Raw genomic sequence first — 23,034 nt, forward strand, 5'->3', positions numbered from 1 at the left:
ACCATGGATTTGCACACCAGAACAGAAGGCAACGCCATCGTGGTCACGCTTAGCGGCAGACTGGACGCCGTTACTGCGCCGGAATTTGAAAAAAGCATCCGGGAATTGATCGATAGCGGCAATAGCCGCATCGTGGTCGATTTTGACCAGGTGGACTACATCAGCAGCGCCGGTTTGCGCGGCCTGTTGCTGATGGCCAAGCTGCTGAATGCAAAAGGCGGGCAATCTTGTCTGGCGAACGTCAAGGGCAACGTGCGTTCGGTATTCGATATGTGCGGTTTCTGCTCGGTATTCAAAATCGAAAATTCCGTCGCCGAAGCGCTCGCCGCGATTGCCTGAGTGAATCAAAATTGCAGCTGCTCACACCTCTGTTAATCGCAACGCCAATTCCAAAGCGAGCTTTGGATTCCGGAAAGCGTGACTGCCGGAGTTCAAAGCTTGCTTTGAACTTTATAGGAGCGAGCATCGGGTAGGGGTGACTAGTTACTGAAAGTTTTTACATTGTAACTTGATGATGCAAACGCTTGAGCAAGACAATTAAATTGCCGGTGCCATCGTAATCGGCATGAACCTCATCCATCAGCTTTTTCACGATATGAACCCCAAGTCCGCCGATAGGGCGCTCGCTAACATCCAGGTCGAGGTTGGGCACCGGGGCCTGCATGAAGGGATCGAACCGGGGCGCGTCATCCTTCAGCAGAATTTCCAGCCATTCGTTCGACATGTTTATCTGAACGTGTATGAAACGGCCAGCAGCGCCCTTGAGGCCGTGAACAATGGTATTTGTTATCAACTCATCCAGACACAAGTTGACAGAGAAAGCCAGATCGCGGTCGAGTAGGGCCATATTGACAGCCTCAGCCAATTTTTCGATTTCTTCGAGCCGTGCGGGCACCTGATAATCCAGCAACACCTTCGCATCATGCCCAGCAAGACGGGATTTCTTGAATTGGGCATTTTTAATCTGGGTAGGTTTGCTGGATTCGGCCATATTGATGGGTCCATTAGAATTGGCTGCCTGTTTGAAGACTTCAAGGCGCTCAAGGATCATAAACTAATGGTATCACCAAATTTTATCGACGGCTCATATGATCGGTTTCAAAAATGGGTACTAAATGAATTTGGGTTTGACTGGATGAATTCGACCCTGAGCCAACCTTCGCGCCGTCAAGGGTTCAATGGCTGGTTACGGATAGGAGCGCTCTCTCATCACAACTTTTGACCCGCAACATGTCGGCCATTGCGGCCATTGCTCAGATGAGGTGTGACAGGCGGCAATGTATAGCTAACCCGCCGTCCTCTGGTAATGTGATTGTCGGTTCGTCAATCGTGAGCAATGGAGATTGCTCTCCATCCCCAGTTGCCCTTCTTCTTGTTGAAACTGATCAAAGCCGTGCCGGATATTTTCTGGCTATCCTCGATTTGATGCTCAGCCACTAACGGGGGGGCGATGAATATATCGCTTGTCGTGAAACCCATCCCGTTGGACAGGCGCACTTCCTCGCAGAACTGCTTCATGACGTGTTCGCTCGGCTGTTTTTCCGACGCCCAAGCCTGATGGACCCGGTGTGCAGGGCCGTGTTTTGAGGTGAACCTGGAGAGCCTCAAAGCAATTGAATCCCCTTCGGAGAAGGATTCGGCTAACTCGGAAAGAGGGATGACCCCGTCAATCTCGCGGCCGACGATGAAGTGCAGGACGCTCTTTTCGCGGTTCACGTGATCGACAACGCCGATTGTCTCGGGGAACACATCCCAGCTTGATTCGGACTCCCTGTCGTCGAGAACGAAAATTTTGAAACGCTGGTTGTCGTCGAACTCGCCCTTCACTCTTATCGCGTCGCCCGGAACCAATTTTCTGCGTCCGAGTTTAGACTCCGGGATGCTTGTCTTCGTTGGGATAGAGGATGTTTTGAGGAATATCGTCCGTTTCGGTTTGCCCTCTTTGCCCGGAACAGTGAATTTCTCGCCGATGCAGGCTTCGATCCAAGGCAAATCGCCGAATAGCAGGGCTTCGGCGGCTGGGGAGCGGGATTTGTAGTAATCGCGGTTGGACGAGGCGGCCGGAGTTTCTGTAAACCAGGGCTGTGAGGCGATTTCGGCTGCCGCTTCGGGAAATTTGTGCCCTTCGCTCTGCTTCGAGCGCATGACGGTTTCGATTTCGAGTTTTGCGGCGGAAAAATCGTTGCTTTCCAGCATGTGCTGGGCGACCTTTATCCTGATTTTTCCAGTGAATTTGTCCTCGGCAGGGCAGGAAAGTGCTTTGCAATAGCAGCCTAGGGCGGCTTCCTTGTCTGTCCACAAAACGATGTCCCCCAGCAAGCCCCAAGCCCAGTAGTCGTTCGATTTTGCCTTGGCTACGGCGAGTCCGAAGGCCAAAGCCTCGTCATGCATGTCTAGGGAGAGAAGCACCTTCGCCTTGTCAAGTTTGAGCCAGACATTGTCTGGAAACCGCTCAATTGCCGCACCAATGTGAGGGAGGATATATTCCTGCTCTCGAGCGTCGTCGGATGCGGCGGCTTCCTTGCCAGCCTGCTGGATGACCTTTTCGGCCAAGGATGGGTATTCCCTGTCGTCCTCCGCGTGGTAGCGCTCAAAATCCTCTGGGCGCAGATATTCCAGATTCCACAACCGGGAAAAAACAAGCATATTGAATTTGTCTTCGCCGGCCAGTTTGGAGGCAAGCTGGAGAACGCAGGCATGCAGTAGAGACGGCTTCTCGATGTCCAGTTTGAGATAGTCGTTCAGGCTCCGTTTGACGGCTCCGATGTTGACGTTTTCGGCTGCCATTAACTCCTTGGTGTGCTTGTACAACTCCCAACCAAATCCAGTCTGAGTATCCCTGTCTGGGGGGGCAGCGGCCAGAGCCTTTCTGTATTTAGCAACTGCCTCCGCGTGTCGGCCAGCTTTGCTCAGGTCTTTGGCTTGGCTGATTTCCTTTCCGCCAGGGTTGTACAGAGTTAGGGCGTTGCGTATCCCTTTTGCGAGATACTCGTCCGAAGGGTCGGCTTCGATGCTTTCCAATTGCCTGCGAAAATGGGCCAGATTCTCTAGGTTCTCGTTGTTGGCGTCCCGCTTGATAATATCAATAAGGCACCAGCAGAAGGCTTTTCTGTCCCAATCGTCCGCATTCGGATAGCCCATGAGTTCCAAGGCCATCTGGTATGCCTCGTCGATGGCGCCTTCCCTGCGTTTGGCAAATACCTCATACCTGGTAATCACAGCCGAATACCCTCTGTAAGTAGCCGCCCGATTGTGCCTGCCAGAGGTCCAGGAGAACAAGCGGTTATCACTGGCTGGCACTTGGCGAACTGGTCCCTGCCGTTGTACCAGATGTCGTACACGGCGACCGCGCCGTCCTTGGCGAAGCTGTAGCGCTGGCACCATTGCTGCTCCACGACATTTTCGACCGTGATGCCGCTCGCGCCGCAAAGCACGAGAAGCTTCTCGTGGAAGTCGTTAAGGAACTGCTTGGGGAATGACGCATCCGCGACCGCCGAGCCTCGGCCGGCGAGAAGCGGCCGGCCTTTGAGCGGGGAGAGTAGGTCTGCCAGCTCGGAGCCCAGGCCACCGAGACCGTGAGAAACGACGGCGGAAATCTTGTTCCTGCTCGTATAGGAGATGTTCACGCGGGCCGATTCGGTCCCGCGCCTGAAGTGGTAAGACTCCTGCCACTCGTTGTGGAGCACGTCCTCGATGGTGATGCCCTTACCGTCGATCAGCTTGCGAACCTCAGCAAGCATCGAGAGAAGGATCGTAGCACTCTCGGGTATGTCGAATGTATCTGAATCCAGTGCTGTTGGAGCTTGGGATGACGTCGGACAAGGACAAGGTGCGGGGACTGAGCGAGGGGCTTCCGAAATGTTTGCGGCCCCAAGCATCTCCAAAGCTGCGGTCGCTACTATTTGGATGCCGCTCCACGGTTGCAGGTTCGGCGGGTCGAGCAGATAGAGTTTTTTAGCAGTGCGTGTTATCGCGGTGTAAAGCCAGCGAAAATAGTCGGTCGTAAGTTGACTCTGGTGGCTCTTGCATTTAACGAACACATTGTTCCATTCGCTGCCCTGGGCTTTGTGGCAAGTAACTGCGTAGCCGAACTTGAGTCTCAAGGCGTTAAAATACGGATCGCTTCTCAAAGCATGCTTGAACTCCGCACTTTCCCTTTTTAAGTCGGGGTTCCGTATGCAGAAATCGAGATACAGAGCTTTGTTCTGGTCGGATGAGAGCGACGGCTCTTTGCTGTAGAGCAGATCCTCAATGATTTTGGCTTGGAAAAAGTGAGAAGCGCCATCGAGATCTTTGAAACCGACCACGACATCCCTGAAAATCAGGGAAATGGGTATTTCCTCCGCGGCTTGTGAAGCGGGGTTTTTCCTTTGCAGTTTAACGGTACGCTTCTGGGCGGCCGAGAGCACCTGTCGTATCAAGCCAAAATCGCCGTTCGAGATAAATATCCCGTATGCGTCGCTGTTAGAGACGGCCATCACCTTGTCTCCCGCCGTCACTTCCGAGCAGCCAGGGAAAAAGTGCTCACGAATTCGGCGGTTGTAATCCCCGACATCAGAGTTCGAATGAGCGATTACTATCGACTCTCCGTTTATCTTGTCTCCGCATGATTCAAGGTAGCGAGACATCAGATCCTGGTGCTCGACCTTATGAACGTCGGGATGGCTGAAATCAAAAACCAAGTGGTTGAAAGACTTCGCGCGCAAAGCCTTTCTGAGCGGGACAGCGTTTGCAATTACGCCGCTTTCCGATTTCTGTCGGACAACCTCTGACAACTCGTACCCAATCGAGCGCACGTGATGTTCGCGGTATAGGTAGTCAGCATCCAATGCGGGTGAGAAATTCATTCCGACCGGCGGCAGTTGAGCGTCGTCGCCGATGAAAATCACCTTCTTGCTGTGATCGTTGTGATCCAGGTTTACGAATTTCAGGAAGTCCGCAAGCAGGTATCCCGTTCCGAATCGGAAAAACTCGGCCTCTTGATAGATGTCCGGAATCATGGAGGCTTCATCCACGATATAGACCGTGTCGGCCGAGAGGCTGTTGACCGCAAGTTGGGCGTAGAACTTGTAGGTCTCGGTTCCGTCGGTGTCGTCGTCGCGATACTCGGCGATATCGTCGAACGAGTAGATGGTCTTGTGAATCGTGTATGCGGTTGATTTAGTCTTGCTTGCGATCACCTTGGAAGCCTTGCCTGTCGGTGCGGCGAGAACGTAATTGCGTCCAATAGCGCGGAAATACTCAGTCAGGCCCTTGGTGATGAAAGTTTTGCCTGTGCCAGCGTAGCCTTTGAGGAGAAAAACGCTTTCCGTTCTGCCATCAAGGAACCGTTCGAGTCGGTTGACGAGTTCTGCTTGTCCGTCGGTCAAGTCATATTCCGCGAAAGCGTCATGAATGCTTATCAACCTGCGCGTGTTCGCGGGCTTGAAGTCGATTGTCCTGGAGGCCTTGGTGGAAGCGTTCTTGAAGTTGAGAAGCTTTGCTTCGTCGAGCGTTTGGCTTAGGCCGGCGATCTTGGCTTGCACGGCATTCTCGGAAGCCTCCAAGCGGCTCAGCTCCTCCTTGGCGGCGGCCAGTTGCGATGCAAGCAATTTTGCCCTCTTGTCGGGAGCTGAATCGCCTTCCGACGGCTTGACTGGGGGGATGTAGGGCGGATAGGGTTCGAGAAAATCTTCGCTGTAGGTTTTGCAGAACCACTGCGCGAGAAGGTATGCCTCCTCAATCAGAGGAAGGGACGTCTGCGCGTCCATCGAGCAGCCATGTGCGGCTTTATTGCCGAGTATGCGCAGAGCGTGAAGTTTCTGAAGTACGGATTCGCCAACAGCTTCCTGGAAATAGGGGGATTTGAGTTTTTCGAAAAAGCCGTCGGTAGGCTCGCTTGGCAGTCTCAGTTCTCTGTATAGAATGCCAACCAGTGCTTCCGCGAAGCAGCGAAGCTTTACTGCGACGGTGTGTGGATCAGTGTGCGCGTATTTCTCTGCGAATGCAGCGTGTTGGTGCAACTGGGGCCAGCGGGCCTTCAACGGCTGGAAATTGTTCAAATTCATTTCTTGTTGTTCTGACGGCTCGGCGATGCGGTTGCAGTCCGACAATAATAACTCAACAGCGTCGTTTATGCAGGATATTTAGCCTCTGAACGCCAGTGTTGGCGAGTGTTTCGCAAATTTCTCAGTATTAAATTGCCCTGGTTTTCGTAGTTAAAGATAGGTCTGCTTTGCCTTTCAAATCAGCCGCTTTAACCGGAGAGGCCGCGAGGCTGAAATGGTCGAGAAGCACGTTTCGACGATCTGGCAGCTTTCAACGTGGAGCGGCCTGTTGAATGGCCGCAATCCAAAGCGGCTGACAGTCCGGGTGTGGCCGAACTGAGACGATCAATGTCAGGTTCAATCTAAACGAATGTTTTAAAACTGTCAGACTAATGCGCAACGCCGATAACAGCTGGTCGCAATTGCGGCGAATTGCCTAGAGGCTAATTCCCTCACAGTTTTGCCTTTGCGGAAGGCCGGCGGGTCAACTTATGCCTGCCGGAGTCGACGCCAGTAGCTTGATGAGTTCCTGGGCTGCCGCTGTTGAAGACGCCGGGTTCTGCCCGGTAATCAGGTGGCCATCGGCGATCGCGAAACTCTGCCAGTCGGCGGCCTTTTCGAAGTGGCCGCCTAGACGCTTGAGTTCGTCCTCGACCAGAAACGGCACTATCTCAGCGAGGTGAACGGCCTCTTCTTCTGAGTTTGTAAAGCCTGTGACGCGTTTCCCCTTCACAATCGGTTCGCCGTTAAACATGGCGTGACGCAATACGGCAGGACCATGACAGACCGCCGCGACGGGTTTGCCAGTGCTGTAAAACGTTTCGATCAAGGTCTTCGAAAGGGGATCTTCAGCCAGATCCCACAGCGGACCGTGACCGCCCGGATAAAAGATCGCGTCGTAATCCTGCGCTTTCACGTCGGACAACTTTTTCGTGCCGGCTAGTGCGGCCTGCGTTTTAGGATCGTTCTTAAATCGGCGTGTAAAGTCGGTCTGCCCCTCGGGTGCGTCGCTCTTGGGGTCGAGCGGCGGCTCACCGCCTTTGGGGGACGCGAGCGTAACGTTAGCGCCTGCGTCAATGAACGTGTAGTAAGGAGCGCAGAATTCTTCCAGCCAGAATCCCGTTTTCCTCCCTGTATTTCCAAGCGTGTCATGAGACGTCAGTACCATCAGAATATTCATGGTGTTCCTCCTTTGTTCAATCGATTAGGAAACTATAGCTGCGGTTAAGCCGGAAGCGTGGAGACAGTCTATTGGGCGAAGGTAAGGACGTGCCTACTTATCAGTCGGCGCGATGGGCGGCGTTAACACTTCAATGCGCATAAAAATAGTTTGCGGATAATACAGAATGTAAATCGAATGCCCGCAATCGGCTGCTGAGGGGCATCTATGGTTTAAAAGCGCCATACCATTTTAACCGCTAAAAAAACATAACACTTTAAGTCAAATACACAATTCGTATAAATACTAAAAAATCAGCCGGGTAGGGTCGCATCGCGTACGAGCCGGGTAGGGTACGCATGGCGTACCTTTTTGGTATTTTAATGAGGTAACGGTCTGGAAATGGTACGCCATGCGTACCCTACCCATGGTTCGCTGTGATCTAATCTGCCCCCAATTATTATTGACAGCTTCAGCCAATTTTTCGATTTCTTCCTGATAATCCAGCAACACAAATGAATTTAAGTTTGGCTGGTTGAATTCGACCTCAAGAGAGGATGCTGGGAAATTAAGGGTTTACTGTCAATACTGATCCCATTGATTTCTCGCCTGACTTAAGAACCTTTGACTACAGCGTAATCTGGGTTATCGTTGTGTTGACTATAGACACCTGTCGCTAACGCCAGAGTCGAACAAATATTAGTCCTTTGGCACCCTTGATTTATCAATTGGCGGAATCCTTCATGCTAAGGACACATACCTGCGGCGAACTGCGCCGGTCTCATATCGGCCAGACCGTTACCCTGACAGGCTGGGTCCAGCAAAACCGGGACAGGGGCGGGGTGTTATGGATCGACCTCCGTGACCGTTACGGCATTACCCAACTTGTATTCTACCGAAGCGAAACAGAATCTGCGTTGTTGGAGCAGGCCCGTTCGCTGGGGCGCGAATTCGTAATCCAGGCGTCCGGGGTGGTGGTTGCTCGCGGAAGTCAAAATAGAAAAAATCCAACCGGGGAGATTGAGCTCAAGGTTGACGCTGTCACGGTTTTGAATGCCTCGAAAATCCCGCCTTTCACTATCGAAGATAATACCGACGGCGGTGTCGAGCTTAGAATGAGATACCGCTATCTCGACTTGCGGCGGCCGCAGGCCAGGGAGCGTCTCTTGCTCCGCGACCAATTGGCGCGACAAACCCGCGCCTATTTCCACAGCCAGAATTTTACCGAAGTAGAAACCCCGGTTCTGATCAAGCCGACTCCGGAAGGCGCGCGCGATTTCGTTGTCCCCTCACGGATCAATCCGGGGGAGTTTTACTCGCTTCCCCAGTCGCCGCAGCTTTTCAAGCAACTGCTGATGATTGCGGGTTTCGACCGCTACTTCCAGATCGTGAAATGTTTTCGGGATGAGGACCTGCGCGCCGACCGGCAGCCGGAATTTACGCAACTCGACTGCGAGATGGCTTTTGTCACCCAGGATGACATTCTTTCCACGTTTGAAGGGCTGATCCGGAAGCTTTTTGCGACAGTTAAAGGTGTCGAGCTTCCGGAAATCCCCTGCATGACTTACGCGGATGCCATGCGTCTCTATGGAACGGACAAGCCCGACACCCGCTACGGCATGCAGTTTGTTGAACTGAACGAGGAGGTGAAGGGCAGGGGATTCGGATTATTCGATGAGGCGGAATGGGTGGCCGGGTTTTGCGCTCCCGGCGGTTACGCTGACTATACTCGCAGCCAGCTCGACAAACTTGCGGCATTCCTGAAGAGGCATAAGCTTGGAGCTGATGGGCTGGTGTGGGCTCATTACACTGTAGATGGATTACCGAAATCATCAGTCGACAAGTTTTACGCCGAGGACTCGGTAAAAACCTGGCTGGAAAAATGCGGGGCCAATCCCGGCGATCTATTACTGATCCTGGCCGGACCTGCGGATAAGACTCGGAAAGCCTTGGGCGAATTGAGACTGTTAATCGGCGAGCAGCTGGGATTCAGGGATAAAAATACTTTTTCAGCCCTCTGGGTGGTCGACTTCCCCCTGCTGGAGTGGAGCGAAGAGACCGGCCGTTACCTCGCAATGCACCATCCCTTCACCTTACCTAAACACGAGGATATTGCCATGCTCGACACAGATCCTGGCAAAGTCAGAGCGAATGCTTATGACCTGGTGATAAACGGTACGGAAATCGGTGGCGGTTCCTTACGCATCCATGATCGTCAGACCCAAGAACTGATTTTCAAACGCCTGGGCTTGACGGAAGAGGAGATACAACAGCAGTTTGGCTTCCTGCTGGAAGCTTTCGAATACGGCGCTCCCCCGCACGGCGGCATCGCACTGGGTTTTGACCGGCTATGTTCGCTGTTCGCAGGCTCCGATTCCATCAGGGATGTGATTGCCTTTCCGAAGAATAACTCGGGCCGCGATACCATGACCGATTCACCTTCCACGATCAGCGACGAGCGGCTTGCCGAGCTGGCTATTTCGCTGCTCCCAAAGCGTTGACCGTCGCTGTCTGGAGCTCAGCATGTTGGCGGAGGGCGTCCCTGCATATCGCTTTCTCCGTATCAGGTATTTATATATACTGGCCTGCAATGACTTCATATTCATCTCTCGCCCGTTTTATCCTCGCCACTTGCCTGCTTTTGTTGAATCCCGGCTGCAACGGCTTCTGGAAACAGCCACCGCCCGATACGCTTGCAAACGATGCCATAGGCATGGCACAGCAAGCACCCTTGGAACCGTCGAATTGACCCTGCCAAATTCCGCTCCCGACCAAGCTATGATCCGCGTGGTTCAGGCTTACCCTTTCATGGAAAAGTGAAGACCCCGTAACAGGGCGTAAATTTCGCGCAGTCCGATGGGCGACGATTGGAACAGCAGGTATAAGGGTTCTCTTTGCGCCACGCGGAATTTTTCCCAAAACACGGTCTTGTCGTATTGGTGCATTAGCTTGGTCGAACTCAAGTAGTAAAGCTTACGGGACAGCCATTCCGCGGTGGCGCCGCACCCCTCAATCCGCCCCAGCTTTTCCAGCGGCCCGACCCCCAGGCAGATCGAGCGCACACCCTCTTCGCGTAGTGCCTGCAGGGCCGTGGCCACCATGAGCTCGTTGGTATAGAGCGGCGCAGCAGGCGAGGAAAACACGATGTTGATCAGGTTCGGGCACTCAGTGCATCCCACCCTCAGCATGGAGAGAAAGCCGACCACCTTGCCAGCCTGTTCGGCAATGAACCAGCGCCGCCCCACCCGATCATCAAAAAGCCGGGGCCGACCCAGATACATTTGCAGCCCATGGCGTCCGCGCAGCCACGATGCGCACATCGCCTGTGTCTCTGCTTCAAACTGTGCATCGGGTTCTCCCTTGTACTCGCTCACTTTCACCTCCGCCCGCCGGGCGTGGTTGAGGTGCTGGCGCAAATGGCGACCTTCCGGGCCTGCCTCAGGGTCATTCTGGGGGTCGGCCACCAACAAATCGGCAACCTCCATCGAAACATACCCGCGCTCGTGGGCGTAGGCCTGCATGCCGGCGGTGGCAGTAACATACAAGATGGACCAGCCTTTGTCTGCGCAATAGTCGGCAAAGGCGTCGGCCAATTGGGCTTTATGCGCCGGCGCGCAGACCGGATCGCCCTGTACGACAGCGCACCGGCATACCGGCAAATAGCTGATCAGCCCGTCAATGCCGGGAGCGCGGAAAGTACTGTGCGTGGGATCCAGGGCGGCGTGCGATACGACGCCGCCGTACTGCCGGACCAGGTCTACGACGGTTGAAAGCGGCTTGGTCATAGCTTGAAACTCAATCTCGATAGCGACATGGAAAGAAGCGAAAGTAGCAGAGGTTTAGGGCGCCATGAAACAGAACAGATGTAAAGCGACACCCAATTTTTCCAGTAAACGATTTGAAACTTGTCCATGAGAAATTATTTTGCGTGGATTCTCTGGAAGAGATACGCGCAGGAAATGGCATTTTGGAAGCCGTTTTACCTGATGATCGAACGACATTCATAAAGCCGGAGGAGTTCAAGGGAAGAAACAACTCTGTATGACGCAACCGGATAAAAAACAACTTTGCGTAGAGCTATTTACATTTTTTGCAAAGTAATTGCTATTCGTACGATGGCTTACTCGACTTTAGTCGCCGTTGCTATTTTTTTGGGGCAGGATGACACGGGAACAGGCGGCGCTTATTTCCATGTAGACGGCTTCAGGGTCTTTTTCGTAACGCCTTGAAAAGTGAAACGGCACCAGTTGTTTAACATCAGCAGAGGTTGCGATCTCGCCGCAGGCCCGGGCGGTCAGATGGCCGGTCCTGTGGGCTTGCGCTATATCGGCTTCAAGAAAGGACGCTTCGCAGAACAAGAAGTCGGCCTTGTGTGCCAACGCGGTCAGGGCGGTGCGGTTGGCTGACGTATCGGCAAGGTCGGTTGCATAGACCAATTTTTCTCCGGGCGTGACGGTCAGGAGCAGGGCGGCTAGTTCTCCCGACTCCCGGCTGCTATGGTCGGGCAGCCTGATCAGCGCTTTGCTATCGCCTGCGCCGATAAGCTGCTTTAATTGGTTCAGCCACGGACCGGCAGTTAGATTCAAGGTTTTTAGAGCGGTATTATCGACGTTGAATTTGGCCTTGCTCTCAAAGGCATAGGCCTGCACCGGCGTGTGGTGATCCAGTGTGACCGTGCGGACGCTAAACAGCGGATCGTCGACAATCAGCCCTTCGGTAATCTGAATTTCGGGGAGAGCAACGCAATCCCGGTAACCCGTCTGAATGCGAGCCCTCAGCAGCCGGTCGCCATGTATTTCGGCAATTTCAAAGCGCGGCCCGGTATCGCCGATGCGATCCCACAGAAAGCCGTCGATCATGCCTTTAATATGGCCGATCAAACCCGGCGGGCCGAAAAGTCGGCAGCTTGGAAAATCGCCGACACGGGAGCGCAGCAGCCACAGGAAGCCGCCGATATGATCGATATGGGCATGGCTGATGAAAACATCGCTGACTTGATGGGCTATGCGGGTGGGCAATCTGCCCGAATCGCCCAGGTCGAACAGCAGGCTGCGTTGCTGCTGATGCAGCCGCAGATGCAGCAACGGATCGCCGAGGACGCCATTGATCATCGTCGCGTACAGGCCGCGTAATTTGGCCGCCGGCCTCGGTCCGCCGCTGTAATCAGTCGTCGGGTAGGGCATGGCGTCGGGCGGCGGCAGAAATTGCAAGTTACTTGCTGCAAACGGCGCGGCGCTGCCGAGCAGGCCGTTTTTTTCGCTACGGGCATCGCGCACCAGCAATGTCGAGGTTGTTGCCGCTGCCGCAGGCAGCCGGATGTGGAGTTTCGTGTCTTGCAGGGCGATGATTTCGCCGATGCTGACGGTCTGGTCGGCATCAATAAAGGCGCATTGGCGGCCGGTCCAGGTATCCGGGACATCAATCGGCGGAGGCGAGCCGACCAAGTGAAGATCGGAAAGGCTGATTGTTATCTCATTGCCGGTAGCGAGATAAGATCGCCATTGATGGGTTCGTTTGTGCGCCCGCGTCTTCTGGCCGGGACGGCAAGCTTCCGGATGGGCATGCATCGGCAGGATGCGGACGCCCAACGACAACAGCTCGTTCATTAAGGGCAGCGGTTTTGATTGGCGGTTCAGCACCACTACGGTATCGATGCCCAGCAGTTCGACCATGCCGGTCAGCAATTCCGAGCCTGCAATGCCTCGAGTTACGCCGGGAGCGTCGACCAGTATTAATCCAGGCGGGGCCTTTTGCATTAACCGGTTGACCGCCGACAGCAGCGGCAGCCGGAAGCGGCCTGCATCCAAGGTGCAAAGCGCTTCAAATGCCTGTACTTGCCAGATGGGTTCCCGCCACTGCCCCAGCGATACGGTGCCGGGCAAGCCGAAGCCGGGCGATCCGGGGTCGGCGCTGATACAGGAGCAGGTTAGGGTTTTTTCGGATAATGTTCGAGCAAGTTCGCTAACCAGCGTGGACTTGCCGATGCCGGTCTCGCCATACAATAAAATCTTTTTGCCGCCGCTCAGCAATTGCTCGGCGAGGCTTGACGGACAATAGGGCAATAACGGAAGTGGCGCTGGATGGGGCATGGCGGCTACCTGTGCTGGATCGTTTGCTGCTACCGCAGAAATCTCTTGGGCAGCGGCGCACCACGTAACCCAAGGGTTTGGTCGGTCGTTTTAGGCAGTTGTTAGCTGTTGTTAAAGCTAATATACTCGGGCCGAATAGTCATGATTTTTCTTCAATTTACCGTGATTTTCAGTTAAAGCAATCACTGGATCACGCGGCTGCCCGGCAGGAATGCGTTGATATTCTTTCTGGGGATTTTTCTATCGATAAGTTGTTTTATGGACTCCGAGGTTGGTTATGAAAAAGCTACTCTATCCCATCATTTGTATTTTGATCGTTACCGGCTGTGCGTTTCAAAAGCCGGACTATCTTAAACCTATAAGCGCGGCTGACTTACATCAAGTCATGCAACAGGCCGATATATTCCTTGTGGATGTGCATGTTCCAGAGCAAAAGCATATAAGAGGCACCGACCTTTTTATGCCTTATAACGAAGTCGAGAAACACCAGGGCAAGCTGCCCGAAGATAAAGCTACCCCTATTTACTTGTATTGCGAAGGCGGCCCAATGGGGAATGCTGCGGCAAGGACTCTTTATGACTTGGGTTACCGTAACTTATACAATCTTGAGGGCGGAGCGAAGGCATGGAAAAAGGCTGGATTTGATTTTGAATGAGTTCGATGTCATCTAAAAAATTTAATCTCAATTAAACCTTGCAGGCAGATAACGGCTGCGGAACGGAATCACTAGGGTTTGCTTGATGAGGTGTCTAAAAGGTTTCCCATGCAAAATGCTTAAGTGTAAAATCCGCCTATTTTTCTTTGGAGCAACAGCCAAATGGGTAGAGCCTATCAAAATCGTAAAGTTTCCATGGCCAAGACGTCTGATGCCAAGGCAAAAGTCTACAGCAAATACGGTCGTGAAATATATGTGTGCGCCAAGTCGGGAGGCATGGATCCGTCTGGAAATTTGGCATTGCGGGGGCTGATCGAGCGAGCCAAGAAAGACCAGGTGCCCACCCACGTTATTGAAAAAGCGATCGACAAGGCCAAAGGCGGCGGCGGCGAAGATTTCGCCCCGGCCCGCTATGAAGGCTTCGGTCCCGGCGGCTGCATGGTGATTGTCGACTGCCTGACCGACAACCCTAACCGAACTTTTGGCGACGTGCGCCAGTGCTTCACCAAGACAAAATGCAAAATCGGCACTCAAGGCGTGGTCAGCCACATGTTCGACCATGCCGCTATCCTGGCGTTTAAAAATGATGACGAAGATGCTGTTCTTGAAGCGTTACTCAATGCCGATGTGGATGTGTCCGATATTGAAAACGAAGACGGAGAAATCACCGTGTTCACGCCTCAAGCCGACTACTTTAAGGCCAAGCAAGCTTTGACGGATTCGTTAGGCGAGATTGATTTTGATGTCGATGAAATTCAATTTGTGCCCAGAGGCGCTACCGCTATCAGCGGCGATGATGTGCCGATGTTTGAAAAGTTTTTGGACTTGTTGAACGATCTGGACGATGTGCAAAACGTTTATCATGATGCCGAGTATTAAGGCACTGCCATTAAGTTAAACGGATTAGACAAAATAGTTGCTGATGTGGAGGCGATTTTAGTCGCCGATTAAGCAATAGCTTGTTGTTTGACTGGGCGGCTGAAGTCGCCCCCACAATCATGACCATGTCATTAACTTAGGAGCGCGCACAAAATAACTTGAGCAAGTTGCCAATGGCGGGAGTGCAGGCTTCGCCTGCCAGCGCAAGCGCCAAAAGTAGGTGCTTGAGGCAAAGCTTGCGCTCCCGCTGAAAATTTACCCCACGAGTTATGCAAATTGTTTCATGAGCTATTGCTGGTGACGGAATTTTGACGCCTCACGCCCCGCAGCCGCAATAATCAGGTATAATCTGACCGTTGCATTCTCTTCCGGTCAAATCATGAAAAAAATCCTACTTTCGCTTCTGGCTGTCTTCCTGATCGTTGAAGAATGGCTTTGGGATTTATTGACCGCATTCGGACGCTCATTATTCCACTGGCTGGATCTGGACCGGTTTGAGCAATGGCTCCGCCAAGCCAATCCGACCTTGGCGCTGGTAGCGTTTACTATCCCCTTGCTGATTGTTACCCCGATCAATCTGCTCGCCTTCGGCCTGATCGCTAAGGGATTGATAGTGCAGGGCATCCTAATGGAAGTGCTGGCAAAACTGCTCGGCACTTTGCTGGTAGCCAGGGTGTTTGCGCTGACCAAGCCGCAGCTATTAACCTTTGCCTTCCTGATGACGGTTTACACCACCATTACCCGCTGGCTGAACTGGGCGCATCTTAAAGTCGCAGAAACTTCTGTTTACCGCTGGATGAAGCAACTTAGAGCCTGAAAATCCACGGTTCTGCAAAACTTTTCATGCCGTTATTTTGAAAACAAAATCACCTAAATTAACCTACCGAGTAAGCTGGCTGGCTGCCTTGTTTGCGTCTGGGGCCGGTTATCGAACGCTTTCTTTGGCTAACGATGGCATTGTCCTGGCGGGACGGGAATCAGCCCCGGACAGGATTTCATATTTGGCGATCAATCCTGATGTGACGGTAGAGCAGGGCTATTTCTGGAATGTCCTGGTTATTCCTCTGGAAAACGGAGACATACTGCGATTCCGGGGCTTAAATAAGAAGAAATCGGGGCCATTGCAAAAGGCGCTTAACCACCAATGCCGCAGCAATATTAAAGTCTTCTTTCAACGCATAACGCCTGATTTACAGCAAGCCTGTCAACAGGCCCGCATATTGTTTTCGGGACAGCGTTACATTCGTCACGCAGCGGCGCAGCAATGGTTTGCAAATCACCAGCATCTGGCGAAAGGGATAGAGCGCCGGGATATCCATGATTTTTTACCTCCTGAAGCGCGGCAACATCTAAAAACCATCCAGCCGCTGTTAACGCAAGGTTACGGCTACATCGCCAAACGCAATAAAGCCTATGTACGGCAGCAATTGGCGGCTTTTCAGTCGTTTTTTGACCAAGTCGAAAGCAACCCGCTGACGGCCAACCAGCGTGCGGCATGCGTTATTGATGAGCAGTACAATTTAGTGCTGGCCGGTGCCGGTACCGGCAAGACCAGCACCATGATCGGCCGCGCCGGTTACTTGATAAAAGCGGGGATTGCCCAACCGGAAAACATCCTAATGCTGGCGTTTGCCCGCAAGGCGGCAGAGGAGATGGATCAGCGTATCCAGAGCCAATTGGGAATCACGAATCTGACCGCAAAAACCTTTCACGGCCTTGGCAAACACATCATTACTCAGGTCGAAGGCGTGGTGCCGGCCATCAATAAAATGGCCGAAGACGAACGTCTTCGGATTCATTTTGTCGATGAACAAATCCAGCGCCTATTGCAGGATGAGCAGTATAAATCGCGTTTGGTCACTTACTTCTTGCGCTTCAGCCAGCCCTATAAAAGCGCCTTCAACTTCAAAACCCTGGGCGAATACAACAACTACATCCTGGAAAACGACATCCGCACGCTACAGGGCGAGTTGGTGAAAAGCTATGAAGAATGCGAGATTGCCAATTTCCTGTTCCGTCAGGGCATCAACTATGAATATGAAGCCAATTATCAGGTAAATACGGCGGGGCCTGATTATCGCGCTTATCAGCCGGACTTTTATTTGCCTGAATATGGCATTTACATTGAACATTTTGCCGTCAATGAAAACAGCCAAACGCCTCCGTTTATCGATCAGCAAAGTTATCTGGACGGCATGGCCTGGAAGCGGGCGTTGCATCAAACCCATCGAACCCGCTTAATCGAGACCTATAGCTATTTGAAACACCAGGGTATTTTAACGAAGTCGCTGGAAGAGAAGCTGCTTCAGGCCGGCGTTAAGTTTAAGCCCTTGCCCAACAATGAACTGCTGGCAAAACTGAATCAATTTGGGCGGGTTTCGGAATTCAGCCAATTGTTGGCGCAAGTGCTGGCGTTGTTTAAAGCGGCCTGCCTGAATTTAAAAAGCCTGGTTTCGCTTGCCAGACAGCATGAAGATCATGAACGCATGCAGGCCGCCGCGTTTTTGTTCGAGCCGGTTTATGAGGTGTATCAACAGCACTTGCGCGATACCGCGACCATCGATTTTGAAGACATGATCGGCAGGGCGATTGGGTATGTCGAAGATGGGCGTTACCAATCGCCTTACCGCCATCTCTTGGTCGATGAATTCCAGGATATTTCCGCCAGCCGGGCCAGGCTGGTCAAAGCGCTATTAGCGCAACATCCGGATAATAGCCTGTTTTGCGTGGGCGATGACTGGCAGTCGATCTATCGTTTTACCGGCAGCGATGTCAGCCTGACCAAAGAATTTGAGCAATATTTTGGCTATACGGCCACCAGCGTGTTGGATAAGACCTTTCGGTTTAATAACAAAATCGGCGCTGTCGCCTCGCGCTTTGTGATGCAGAATCCTACGCAAATCGCCAAAAAAATCCAAAGCCATCATATCGTCGAACAAGCGGCGGTCTCATTGATCAAGACTTCTCAGGATCAGGTCGGATTGAATGCCGCGTTATCGGCCATTAACCGCAAAACCGATGCGAGTGCCGGCGTGCTGATTTTGGCGCGGTTCAATTTCAAAAAACCGGAACTGTCCGCCTTGGCGCGGCAGTACCCGAAATTAAAACTGCAATTTATGAGCGTGCATGCGTCAAAAGGCAAAGAAGCCGATTACGTTATCGTGCTGGGCCTTGAAAAGGGCAAACAGGGTTTTCCGTCAGAAAAAGCGCTACATCCGTTACTGGAGTTGTTGTTGCCTAAAGCGGAAGACTTTGCGCATGCCGAAGAGCGGCGCTTGTTTTATGTCGCCTTGACCCGGGCCAGACGGCATGTGTACTTGATCAGCGATGGCAATAAAGCCTCGGATTTTGTCAGGGAGCTGATCGATAGCCAGTATGAAATTCTCTGCGACGAAGTTAGTGGTGAAAAATTCCAGGATAAGTTGGCCGACGTTGTTTGCAGCGAATGTCAAACCGGCTACCTGGTGCCTAGGGATAGCCAATTCGGCAGCTTTTTGGGATGCAGCCAATACCCGTTATGTAACCATACCCAGCCAGTCTGCCAATGGTGCGGCAGCGGCTTAAAAGAGAAGGGCCGGTTTCGGGTTTGCGAGAACAAACGCTGCGATTATGTTGAGCCGATTTGTCCCCGGTGCAACGGCAAGATGAGTTTAAGAAACGGCCCTTCCGGACAGTTCTGGGGCTGTTCAAATTACCGAAAAGGCGCCGGGTTCTCGTGTTCCTATACCGAGAAATTTATAGACGTAAAAAGCCGTCTGAAAACCGTTTGATTTGGACCGCGCTTAATGCGCCTGTTTAGAAGCTATGATTTTTGTTAAGAAATCCAGTAAATCACTGGAGGTTGTATGTTGAATTCTACATTGCCGCGCTTGGCGTTTGTTGACCTGGAAACCACAGGGACTAAAGCCACGGTGGACCGCATCACCGAGATCGGCGTCGTGCTGGTCGATGAGAACGGCGTGCGCGAGTGGAGCCAATTGGTTCATCCGCAAACCCGTATCCCCGCATTTATCGAACAATTAACCGGCATCACCAACGACATGGTAACCGATGCCCCGCGTTTTGAAACTGTTGCCAAAGAACTGGCAGAGCTGTTACACGGCTACCTGTTTATTGCCCACAATGCCCGTTTCGATTACAGCTTTCTGAAGAACGAATTCAAGCGCTCAGGGCTGGCGTTTCAGCCCGACGTATTGTGCACTGTCAAATTGTCCAGAGCGCTGTTTCCTGCTTACTCGCATCATAATCTTGATAGCCTGATTGAACGCCATGGCTTGATTGCTAATGGCCGACACAGGGCTTTGGCCGATGCTCAGTTGATTCATCAGTTTTGGCAAAAAATCCATGCGATGCATGATGCCGAGGCCATTGCCGCTACCGTGAAAAAGCTGGTCGGACGCTCCAGCCTGCCGTCGAATATCGACCGCAGCCTGATCGATGATTTGCCCGATGCGCCCGGCGTGTACCTGTTCTACGGCGAAAATGACTTGCCGCTGTATATCGGCAAAAGCATCAATATCCGGCAGCGGGTTTTATCACATTTTTCGGCCGATCATGGTCATGGCAAGGAATTGAGCCTGTCGCAGCAGCTGCGCCGCATCGACTGGATAGAAACGGCGGGTGAATTGGGCGCGCTGCTGACGGAAGCCAAACTGATCAAGACCCTGCAACCGATACACAACCGGCGTCTGCGGCGGCACAATGCGTTGTGCACATGGCAGTTGCAACAACAGGGCGAGCATCTGCGACCGGTACTGATATGGGCGGACGACCTTGATTTTGGCGCGCAGGATAACCTGCACGGTCTTTACCACAGCCAGCGCGACGCCCAAAAAGCGTTGCGCAGTATCGCCGATCAAAACCAGTTGTGTTTAAGCGTGCTCGGCATTGAAAAGACAGCAAAAGGGCGGCCTTGTTTTGCCCAGCAGTTAAAAAAATGCAAAGGCGTCTGCATCGGTCAGGAAAAGCCGCTCGAACATGCCGCGCGGCTGATGATGGCGATGCACAAGCTTAAACTGGCGACTTGGCGCTATCCCGGCGCAGTGGGGCTTCAGGAAGGCGAGGAGATCCATGTGATCGATCACTGGTGTTATCTGGGTACTGCGAAAAACGAAGCGGAAATACACGACTTGTTAAGTTCAAGCCGTCCGGCATTTGATCGCGACACTTACCTGATTCTCAGCAAAGCCCTGAAGAAACCTGTGCGCTTGATACCTGTTGCAAGGTGATATTCAGCATGGCAGGGCGGCGCGTACTGTGAAATGGTGTGAAAGATTGACGGGGTTGGAATGGGTTAGCATCTGCCGAATGGTCCTAAGATTTGCATGTCATCGCCAGCAAGATAGCTTTGTTTACAGGGCTTAAACCAAGCAAGCTTCAACTCAATAACCTGCTAAAATAATCCCCTTTTTCAAGGGCGGTGAATAGTGGTCAAACCGGAACTGATGCGAGCGCTGGATAACAAACAGCCGGAATTTAAGGCAAAGAATGCAGCTTTGGCGCTGAATGGCGCTCTTTGGCAAATGCCTCAATGCAGAATATGGGCTTGCCATAAGAGAACGGATTAACTCGAACCCCTGTCAATCCAAATTTTTATAACACGAGCGACGATGTGTCGTTAACAAAACGTCCAGACCGCCGCTCGATCTAACAACACTAATGGAACCTAGTAATAATATGTTTTTAAAAGAATTCTATGAAATTCATGACGGCAATATCAGGATTACCGCCGAGCACGCCAGCATGTTCGCCAAGGAAGTGGCGCATGATTTCAACCCGCTGCACGATGTCGATGCCAAACGTTTTTGCGTACCGGGCGATTTACTGTTTTCCCTGATATTGGAAAAATACGGCCTTAGCCAGAATATGCACTTTATTTTTTCCGGCATGGTCGGGGATGGCGTCCTGTTGAGTTTTCCCGACACCGATTCCGAGCGCGTAGAGGTCACTGACAATCAGGGTAAAACCTATTTGCAGGTCGAGCGCTCCGGCGGCCTTAGCCGGGATTCAGCGTTGATCGAAAGCTTTGCTCGCGACTATGTCGCTTTCTCCGGGCAAAATTTTCCCTATGTGCTGGTACCGTTATTAGCCAAGGAAAATGTTATGTTCAATCTCAACAGGCCGCTGGTGATTTACGAAAGCATGACCCTGTCATTTGATCATCTTGATTTTAAGCAAGCGTCCGTGCAAATGCTGGAGCCGGAGATGAAAGTCGATGGCAAGCGCGCTTCGGCTTTTTTGCATTTCCAGGTCAAGTCTGGCGAAGAGGTGGTTGGTAAAGGTTTTAAAAAACTGGCGATCAGTGTAATGAGTGGTTATGAAGCTGAGCCGATGCAGGCCTTTGTCGATGACTATCTGGCCAGGAAAAACGGCTATCTGGATAATTTGGCGGTGGCAAATTGATTTTCATGCATGATTCCAAGTAATAGGGTGGGGCTGGCGGACTGTTTTTGAGGCAATAGGGACTATTGCTTTTTGTTACGAAGAGTTAATAAAAGAAATGGTTATCGTCTGAGGTAAACTGAAGTGATTCAATTCTGGATGTTAGCAATCCGCCCAAAGCGGTCATTAGCCATAGATACAGATTTTACCTGCCAAGACAGCGCTCCAATCTCATGTTTTTCATTAAGACTAGATTAAAACTCAAAAAATAATCAATATTATTCAGTTGCTTGTGAAAAGATAGGGGTAAATACTTATTAACATATACCTAATTACGTAATAATCTCTGGCTCAGGCATGATAAAGCTAACCCTAGGATAAGCTAGATAAGAAGGATGCGAATTATGACTCAGGAAAGTCGAACTGAATAGCTCGGCTATTTGATTAAAATCCAGGAAAAAATGAGGTGGTTTATATGAATATGCGACAAAGATTATTAGCTGGCGCAACGGTTATGTTACTAACGACGAGCCCTGTTTGGGCTGGTGGAGGAAACGGTAACCAAGGCAAGGGAAATGATTGCCAAGGAAATAGTTGTGGCGGAAACTTTAAAGCCCCTGAAATTGATGCAGCGTCAGGAACGAGCGCGATAGCCCTGTTAACAGGCGTTTTATTGCTAGTGGGTGAAAGATCTCGGTCTAGACGTTCTTCTTAAATCGGACAAATAGGCTAGCTTGGGCGTTGAAGGCTATTTTTTACATCAGCCAAAACAGCAACCTGAATCCACGCCAGAGACAAATCAAACCGCCCTTTCGGGCGGTTTTTTTATGGTTTTTGAACACTAGACATACGAACTGCCTAATGTTTTGCTCGACTGTTCATTTAAAAATTATCTTGTTTTAAAACAATTTTGACTGCCTGCAATGGGTCGCGAAAGCCTGTGTTCGGTCAAAAGCCAACTGCCGTTGTTGTAAATTGGTGACCTGTCTACTATGTAAAGCTGCCATTATTTATGGCGCTGAAGAAGATGGCCTTATGGCTTGTCATTTTTAGCAGCCAAATAAGCAAAGTGCAAAGACACTTGCTCTCCTGAATCGCTTTAGTCGTTAAATTGCGGAACTACGGGTAATTTAATCTATTTTTAATGTGCTTTTCATGTTGAATTAATCTGTGCCCGGTAGGATTGAGGCAACAAAAGGAGCTAACTATGAAAAGAAGTAATTTATCAACAATATTGGTGCTTTCTGCATTAACCACCGGATGCGCATCGATGAGTGGCTGGCGTCCGATTGTCGATCCCCGCATGGACCAACATCCGGAATCCGTTCAGCGCGACATGGTCGAGTGTAAGGCACTGGCGGATCAAGCATCGGATATCACCAAAGAAGTCGGTATGGGCGCAGGCGTGGGTGCCATTACCGGTGCAGCTGGCGGCGCTGCTGTTGGCGCTATAGCGGGTAGTGCTGCAACAGGTGCCGCGGGCGGTGCTATTTTGGCTATCCCCGCTGGATTGTGGAAAGGCTATGAAGCCAACGAAGACTTTAAACGGTCATTCAAAACCTGTATGCGCCAGCGCGGCCATACACTGGTCAACTAAAGGCAACCTTGAAAATCGCATGTTGGGCGGAGTAGACGTTTCTGAAAAAAACCGAAATTTCTGTGAATCCGGCGCTGATAGTTAAAGCTGCGCAGAAGTAGGCCGGAATAAGCCTGTCCGCGCATTAAGCGCAGGATAGGTGTTTCCGGCATTCCGATTGCCGGAAAAGCTTCCGCTCCTGCTCACGCCCCTTGCCCACATCCCTATGGGCAACGACCACCCTGGCTGACGCCGGGTGGCCTTACTTG

Annotated in this window: 16 protein-coding genes; 10 read left to right on the forward strand and 6 right to left on the reverse strand. The window is 51.9% G+C overall.

Annotation, left to right across the window (positions count from 1 at the left end):
• Positions 1 to 3: 3 nt before the first annotated feature.
• Positions 4 to 339, forward strand: a complete 336-nt coding sequence (locus M0R47_RS06310; protein ID WP_292551931.1) for an STAS domain-containing protein — start codon at positions 4 to 6, stop codon at positions 337 to 339.
• Between the two features lie 157 nt (positions 340 to 496).
• Here the strand turns inward: M0R47_RS06310 and M0R47_RS06315 are convergent, their stop codons facing one another.
• The 4 genes from M0R47_RS06315 to M0R47_RS06330 all read right to left on the reverse strand — a co-directional run bounded on the left by M0R47_RS06315 (position 497) and on the right by M0R47_RS06330 (position 7,206).
• Positions 497 to 991 carry an ATP-binding protein gene (locus M0R47_RS06315; RefSeq protein WP_292551933.1) on the reverse strand — a complete coding sequence of 165 codons (495 nt, stop codon included), beginning with the start codon at positions 989 to 991 and terminating at the stop codon, positions 497 to 499.
• Positions 992 to 1,323: 332 nt separating this feature from the next.
• The gene (locus tag M0R47_RS06320) at positions 1,324 to 3,156 is read right to left on the reverse strand and encodes a hypothetical protein (protein WP_292551936.1); all 1,833 of its coding nucleotides are present in this window, start codon (positions 3,154 to 3,156) and stop codon (positions 1,324 to 1,326) included.
• Between the two features lie 59 nt (positions 3,157 to 3,215).
• Positions 3,216 to 6,092 carry an AAA family ATPase gene (locus tag M0R47_RS06325; RefSeq protein WP_292551938.1) on the reverse strand — a complete coding sequence of 959 codons (2,877 nt, stop codon included), beginning with the start codon at positions 6,090 to 6,092 and terminating at the stop codon, positions 3,216 to 3,218.
• A gap of 418 nt (positions 6,093 to 6,510) precedes the next feature.
• Entirely contained in the window at positions 6,511 to 7,206 is a 696-nt protein-coding gene (locus M0R47_RS06330) for a type 1 glutamine amidotransferase domain-containing protein (protein ID WP_292551940.1), read from the reverse strand.
• Positions 7,207 to 7,928: 722 nt separating this feature from the next.
• Between M0R47_RS06330 and aspS the strand changes: the two genes are divergently transcribed.
• Positions 7,929 to 9,686, forward strand: a complete 1,758-nt coding sequence (aspS, locus tag M0R47_RS06335) for an aspartate--tRNA ligase (RefSeq protein WP_292551942.1) — start codon at positions 7,929 to 7,931, stop codon at positions 9,684 to 9,686.
• Positions 9,687 to 9,983: 297 nt separating this feature from the next.
• Here aspS and M0R47_RS06340 read toward each other — a convergent pair whose 3' ends face one another.
• Positions 9,984 to 10,970, reverse strand: coding sequence for a DUF2156 domain-containing protein (locus M0R47_RS06340; RefSeq protein WP_292551945.1), 987 nt, complete (start codon positions 10,968 to 10,970; stop codon positions 9,984 to 9,986).
• Between the two features lie 345 nt (positions 10,971 to 11,315).
• A complete protein-coding gene (locus M0R47_RS06345) occupies positions 11,316 to 13,274 on the reverse strand; it encodes a Clp1/GlmU family protein (protein ID WP_292551947.1) in 1,959 nt (652 codons plus the stop codon).
• A 277-nt stretch (positions 13,275 to 13,551) separates the two neighbouring features.
• Here M0R47_RS06345 and M0R47_RS06350 point away from each other — a divergent pair, with 277 nt between their 5' ends.
• The 8 genes from M0R47_RS06350 to M0R47_RS06380 all read left to right on the forward strand — a co-directional run bounded on the left by M0R47_RS06350 (position 13,552) and on the right by M0R47_RS06380 (position 22,786).
• Positions 13,552 to 13,929 carry a rhodanese-like domain-containing protein gene (locus tag M0R47_RS06350; RefSeq protein WP_292551950.1) on the forward strand — a complete coding sequence of 126 codons (378 nt, stop codon included), beginning with the start codon at positions 13,552 to 13,554 and terminating at the stop codon, positions 13,927 to 13,929.
• A gap of 162 nt (positions 13,930 to 14,091) precedes the next feature.
• The gene (locus M0R47_RS06355; protein ID WP_292551953.1) at positions 14,092 to 14,808 is read left to right on the forward strand and encodes a YebC/PmpR family DNA-binding transcriptional regulator; all 717 of its coding nucleotides are present in this window, start codon (positions 14,092 to 14,094) and stop codon (positions 14,806 to 14,808) included.
• A gap of 379 nt (positions 14,809 to 15,187) precedes the next feature.
• A complete protein-coding gene (locus M0R47_RS06360) occupies positions 15,188 to 15,625 on the forward strand; it encodes a hypothetical protein (protein WP_292551955.1) in 438 nt (145 codons plus the stop codon).
• 37 nt (positions 15,626 to 15,662) lie between these two features.
• Complete coding sequence (locus tag M0R47_RS06365) at positions 15,663 to 18,578, forward strand: UvrD-helicase domain-containing protein (protein ID WP_292551959.1); 2,916 nt, start codon at positions 15,663 to 15,665, stop codon at positions 18,576 to 18,578.
• A 75-nt stretch (positions 18,579 to 18,653) separates the two neighbouring features.
• On the forward strand, positions 18,654 to 20,036 hold the full coding sequence (locus M0R47_RS06370; protein WP_292551962.1) for a 3'-5' exonuclease family protein: 1,383 nt from the start codon (positions 18,654 to 18,656) through the stop codon (positions 20,034 to 20,036).
• Positions 20,037 to 20,484: 448 nt separating this feature from the next.
• Positions 20,485 to 21,210 carry a DUF3581 domain-containing protein gene (locus M0R47_RS06375; protein ID WP_292551965.1) on the forward strand — a complete coding sequence of 242 codons (726 nt, stop codon included), beginning with the start codon at positions 20,485 to 20,487 and terminating at the stop codon, positions 21,208 to 21,210.
• 493 nt (positions 21,211 to 21,703) lie between these two features.
• Positions 21,704 to 21,904 carry a VPEID-CTERM sorting domain-containing protein gene (locus M0R47_RS21885; RefSeq protein WP_366513172.1) on the forward strand — a complete coding sequence of 67 codons (201 nt, stop codon included), beginning with the start codon at positions 21,704 to 21,706 and terminating at the stop codon, positions 21,902 to 21,904.
• A 492-nt stretch (positions 21,905 to 22,396) separates the two neighbouring features.
• Entirely contained in the window at positions 22,397 to 22,786 is a 390-nt protein-coding gene (locus M0R47_RS06380) for a glycine zipper family protein (RefSeq protein WP_292551967.1), read from the forward strand.
• The last annotated feature ends 248 nt before the right edge of the window (positions 22,787 to 23,034 follow it).

This window comes from Methylobacter sp. (assembly GCF_023227905.1).
Taxonomy (GTDB): Bacteria; Pseudomonadota; Gammaproteobacteria; order Methylococcales; family Methylomonadaceae; genus Methylobacter_A.

Bases quoted from the DNA above. Each gene is read 5' to 3' on its own strand.
- M0R47_RS06350 (WP_292551950.1), top strand. From the start codon at position 13,552: ATGAAAAAGCTACTCTATCCCATCATTTGTATTTTGATCGTTACCGGC.
- M0R47_RS06310 (WP_292551931.1), top strand. From the start codon at position 4: ATGGATTTGCACACCAGAACAGAAGGCAACGCCATCGTGGTCACGCTT.
- M0R47_RS06370 (WP_292551962.1), top strand. From the start codon at position 18,654: ATGTTGAATTCTACATTGCCGCGCTTGGCGTTTGTTGACCTGGAAACC.
- M0R47_RS06355 (WP_292551953.1), top strand. From the start codon at position 14,092: ATGGGTAGAGCCTATCAAAATCGTAAAGTTTCCATGGCCAAGACGTCT.
- M0R47_RS06315 (WP_292551933.1), bottom strand. From the start codon at position 991: ATGGCCGAATCCAGCAAACCTACCCAGATTAAAAATGCCCAATTCAAG.
- M0R47_RS06345 (WP_292551947.1), bottom strand. From the start codon at position 13,274: ATGCCCCATCCAGCGCCACTTCCGTTATTGCCCTATTGTCCGTCAAGC.
- M0R47_RS06360 (WP_292551955.1), top strand. From the start codon at position 15,188: ATGAAAAAAATCCTACTTTCGCTTCTGGCTGTCTTCCTGATCGTTGAA.
- M0R47_RS06340 (WP_292551945.1), bottom strand. From the start codon at position 10,970: ATGACCAAGCCGCTTTCAACCGTCGTAGACCTGGTCCGGCAGTACGGC.
- M0R47_RS06380 (WP_292551967.1), top strand. From the start codon at position 22,397: ATGAAAAGAAGTAATTTATCAACAATATTGGTGCTTTCTGCATTAACC.
- M0R47_RS06320 (WP_292551936.1), bottom strand. From the start codon at position 3,156: ATGGCCTTGGAACTCATGGGCTATCCGAATGCGGACGATTGGGACAGA.
- M0R47_RS21885 (WP_366513172.1), top strand. From the start codon at position 21,704: ATGTTACTAACGACGAGCCCTGTTTGGGCTGGTGGAGGAAACGGTAAC.
- M0R47_RS06330 (WP_292551940.1), bottom strand. From the start codon at position 7,206: ATGAATATTCTGATGGTACTGACGTCTCATGACACGCTTGGAAATACA.
- M0R47_RS06375 (WP_292551965.1), top strand. From the start codon at position 20,485: ATGTTTTTAAAAGAATTCTATGAAATTCATGACGGCAATATCAGGATT.
- aspS (WP_292551942.1), top strand. From the start codon at position 7,929: ATGCTAAGGACACATACCTGCGGCGAACTGCGCCGGTCTCATATCGGC.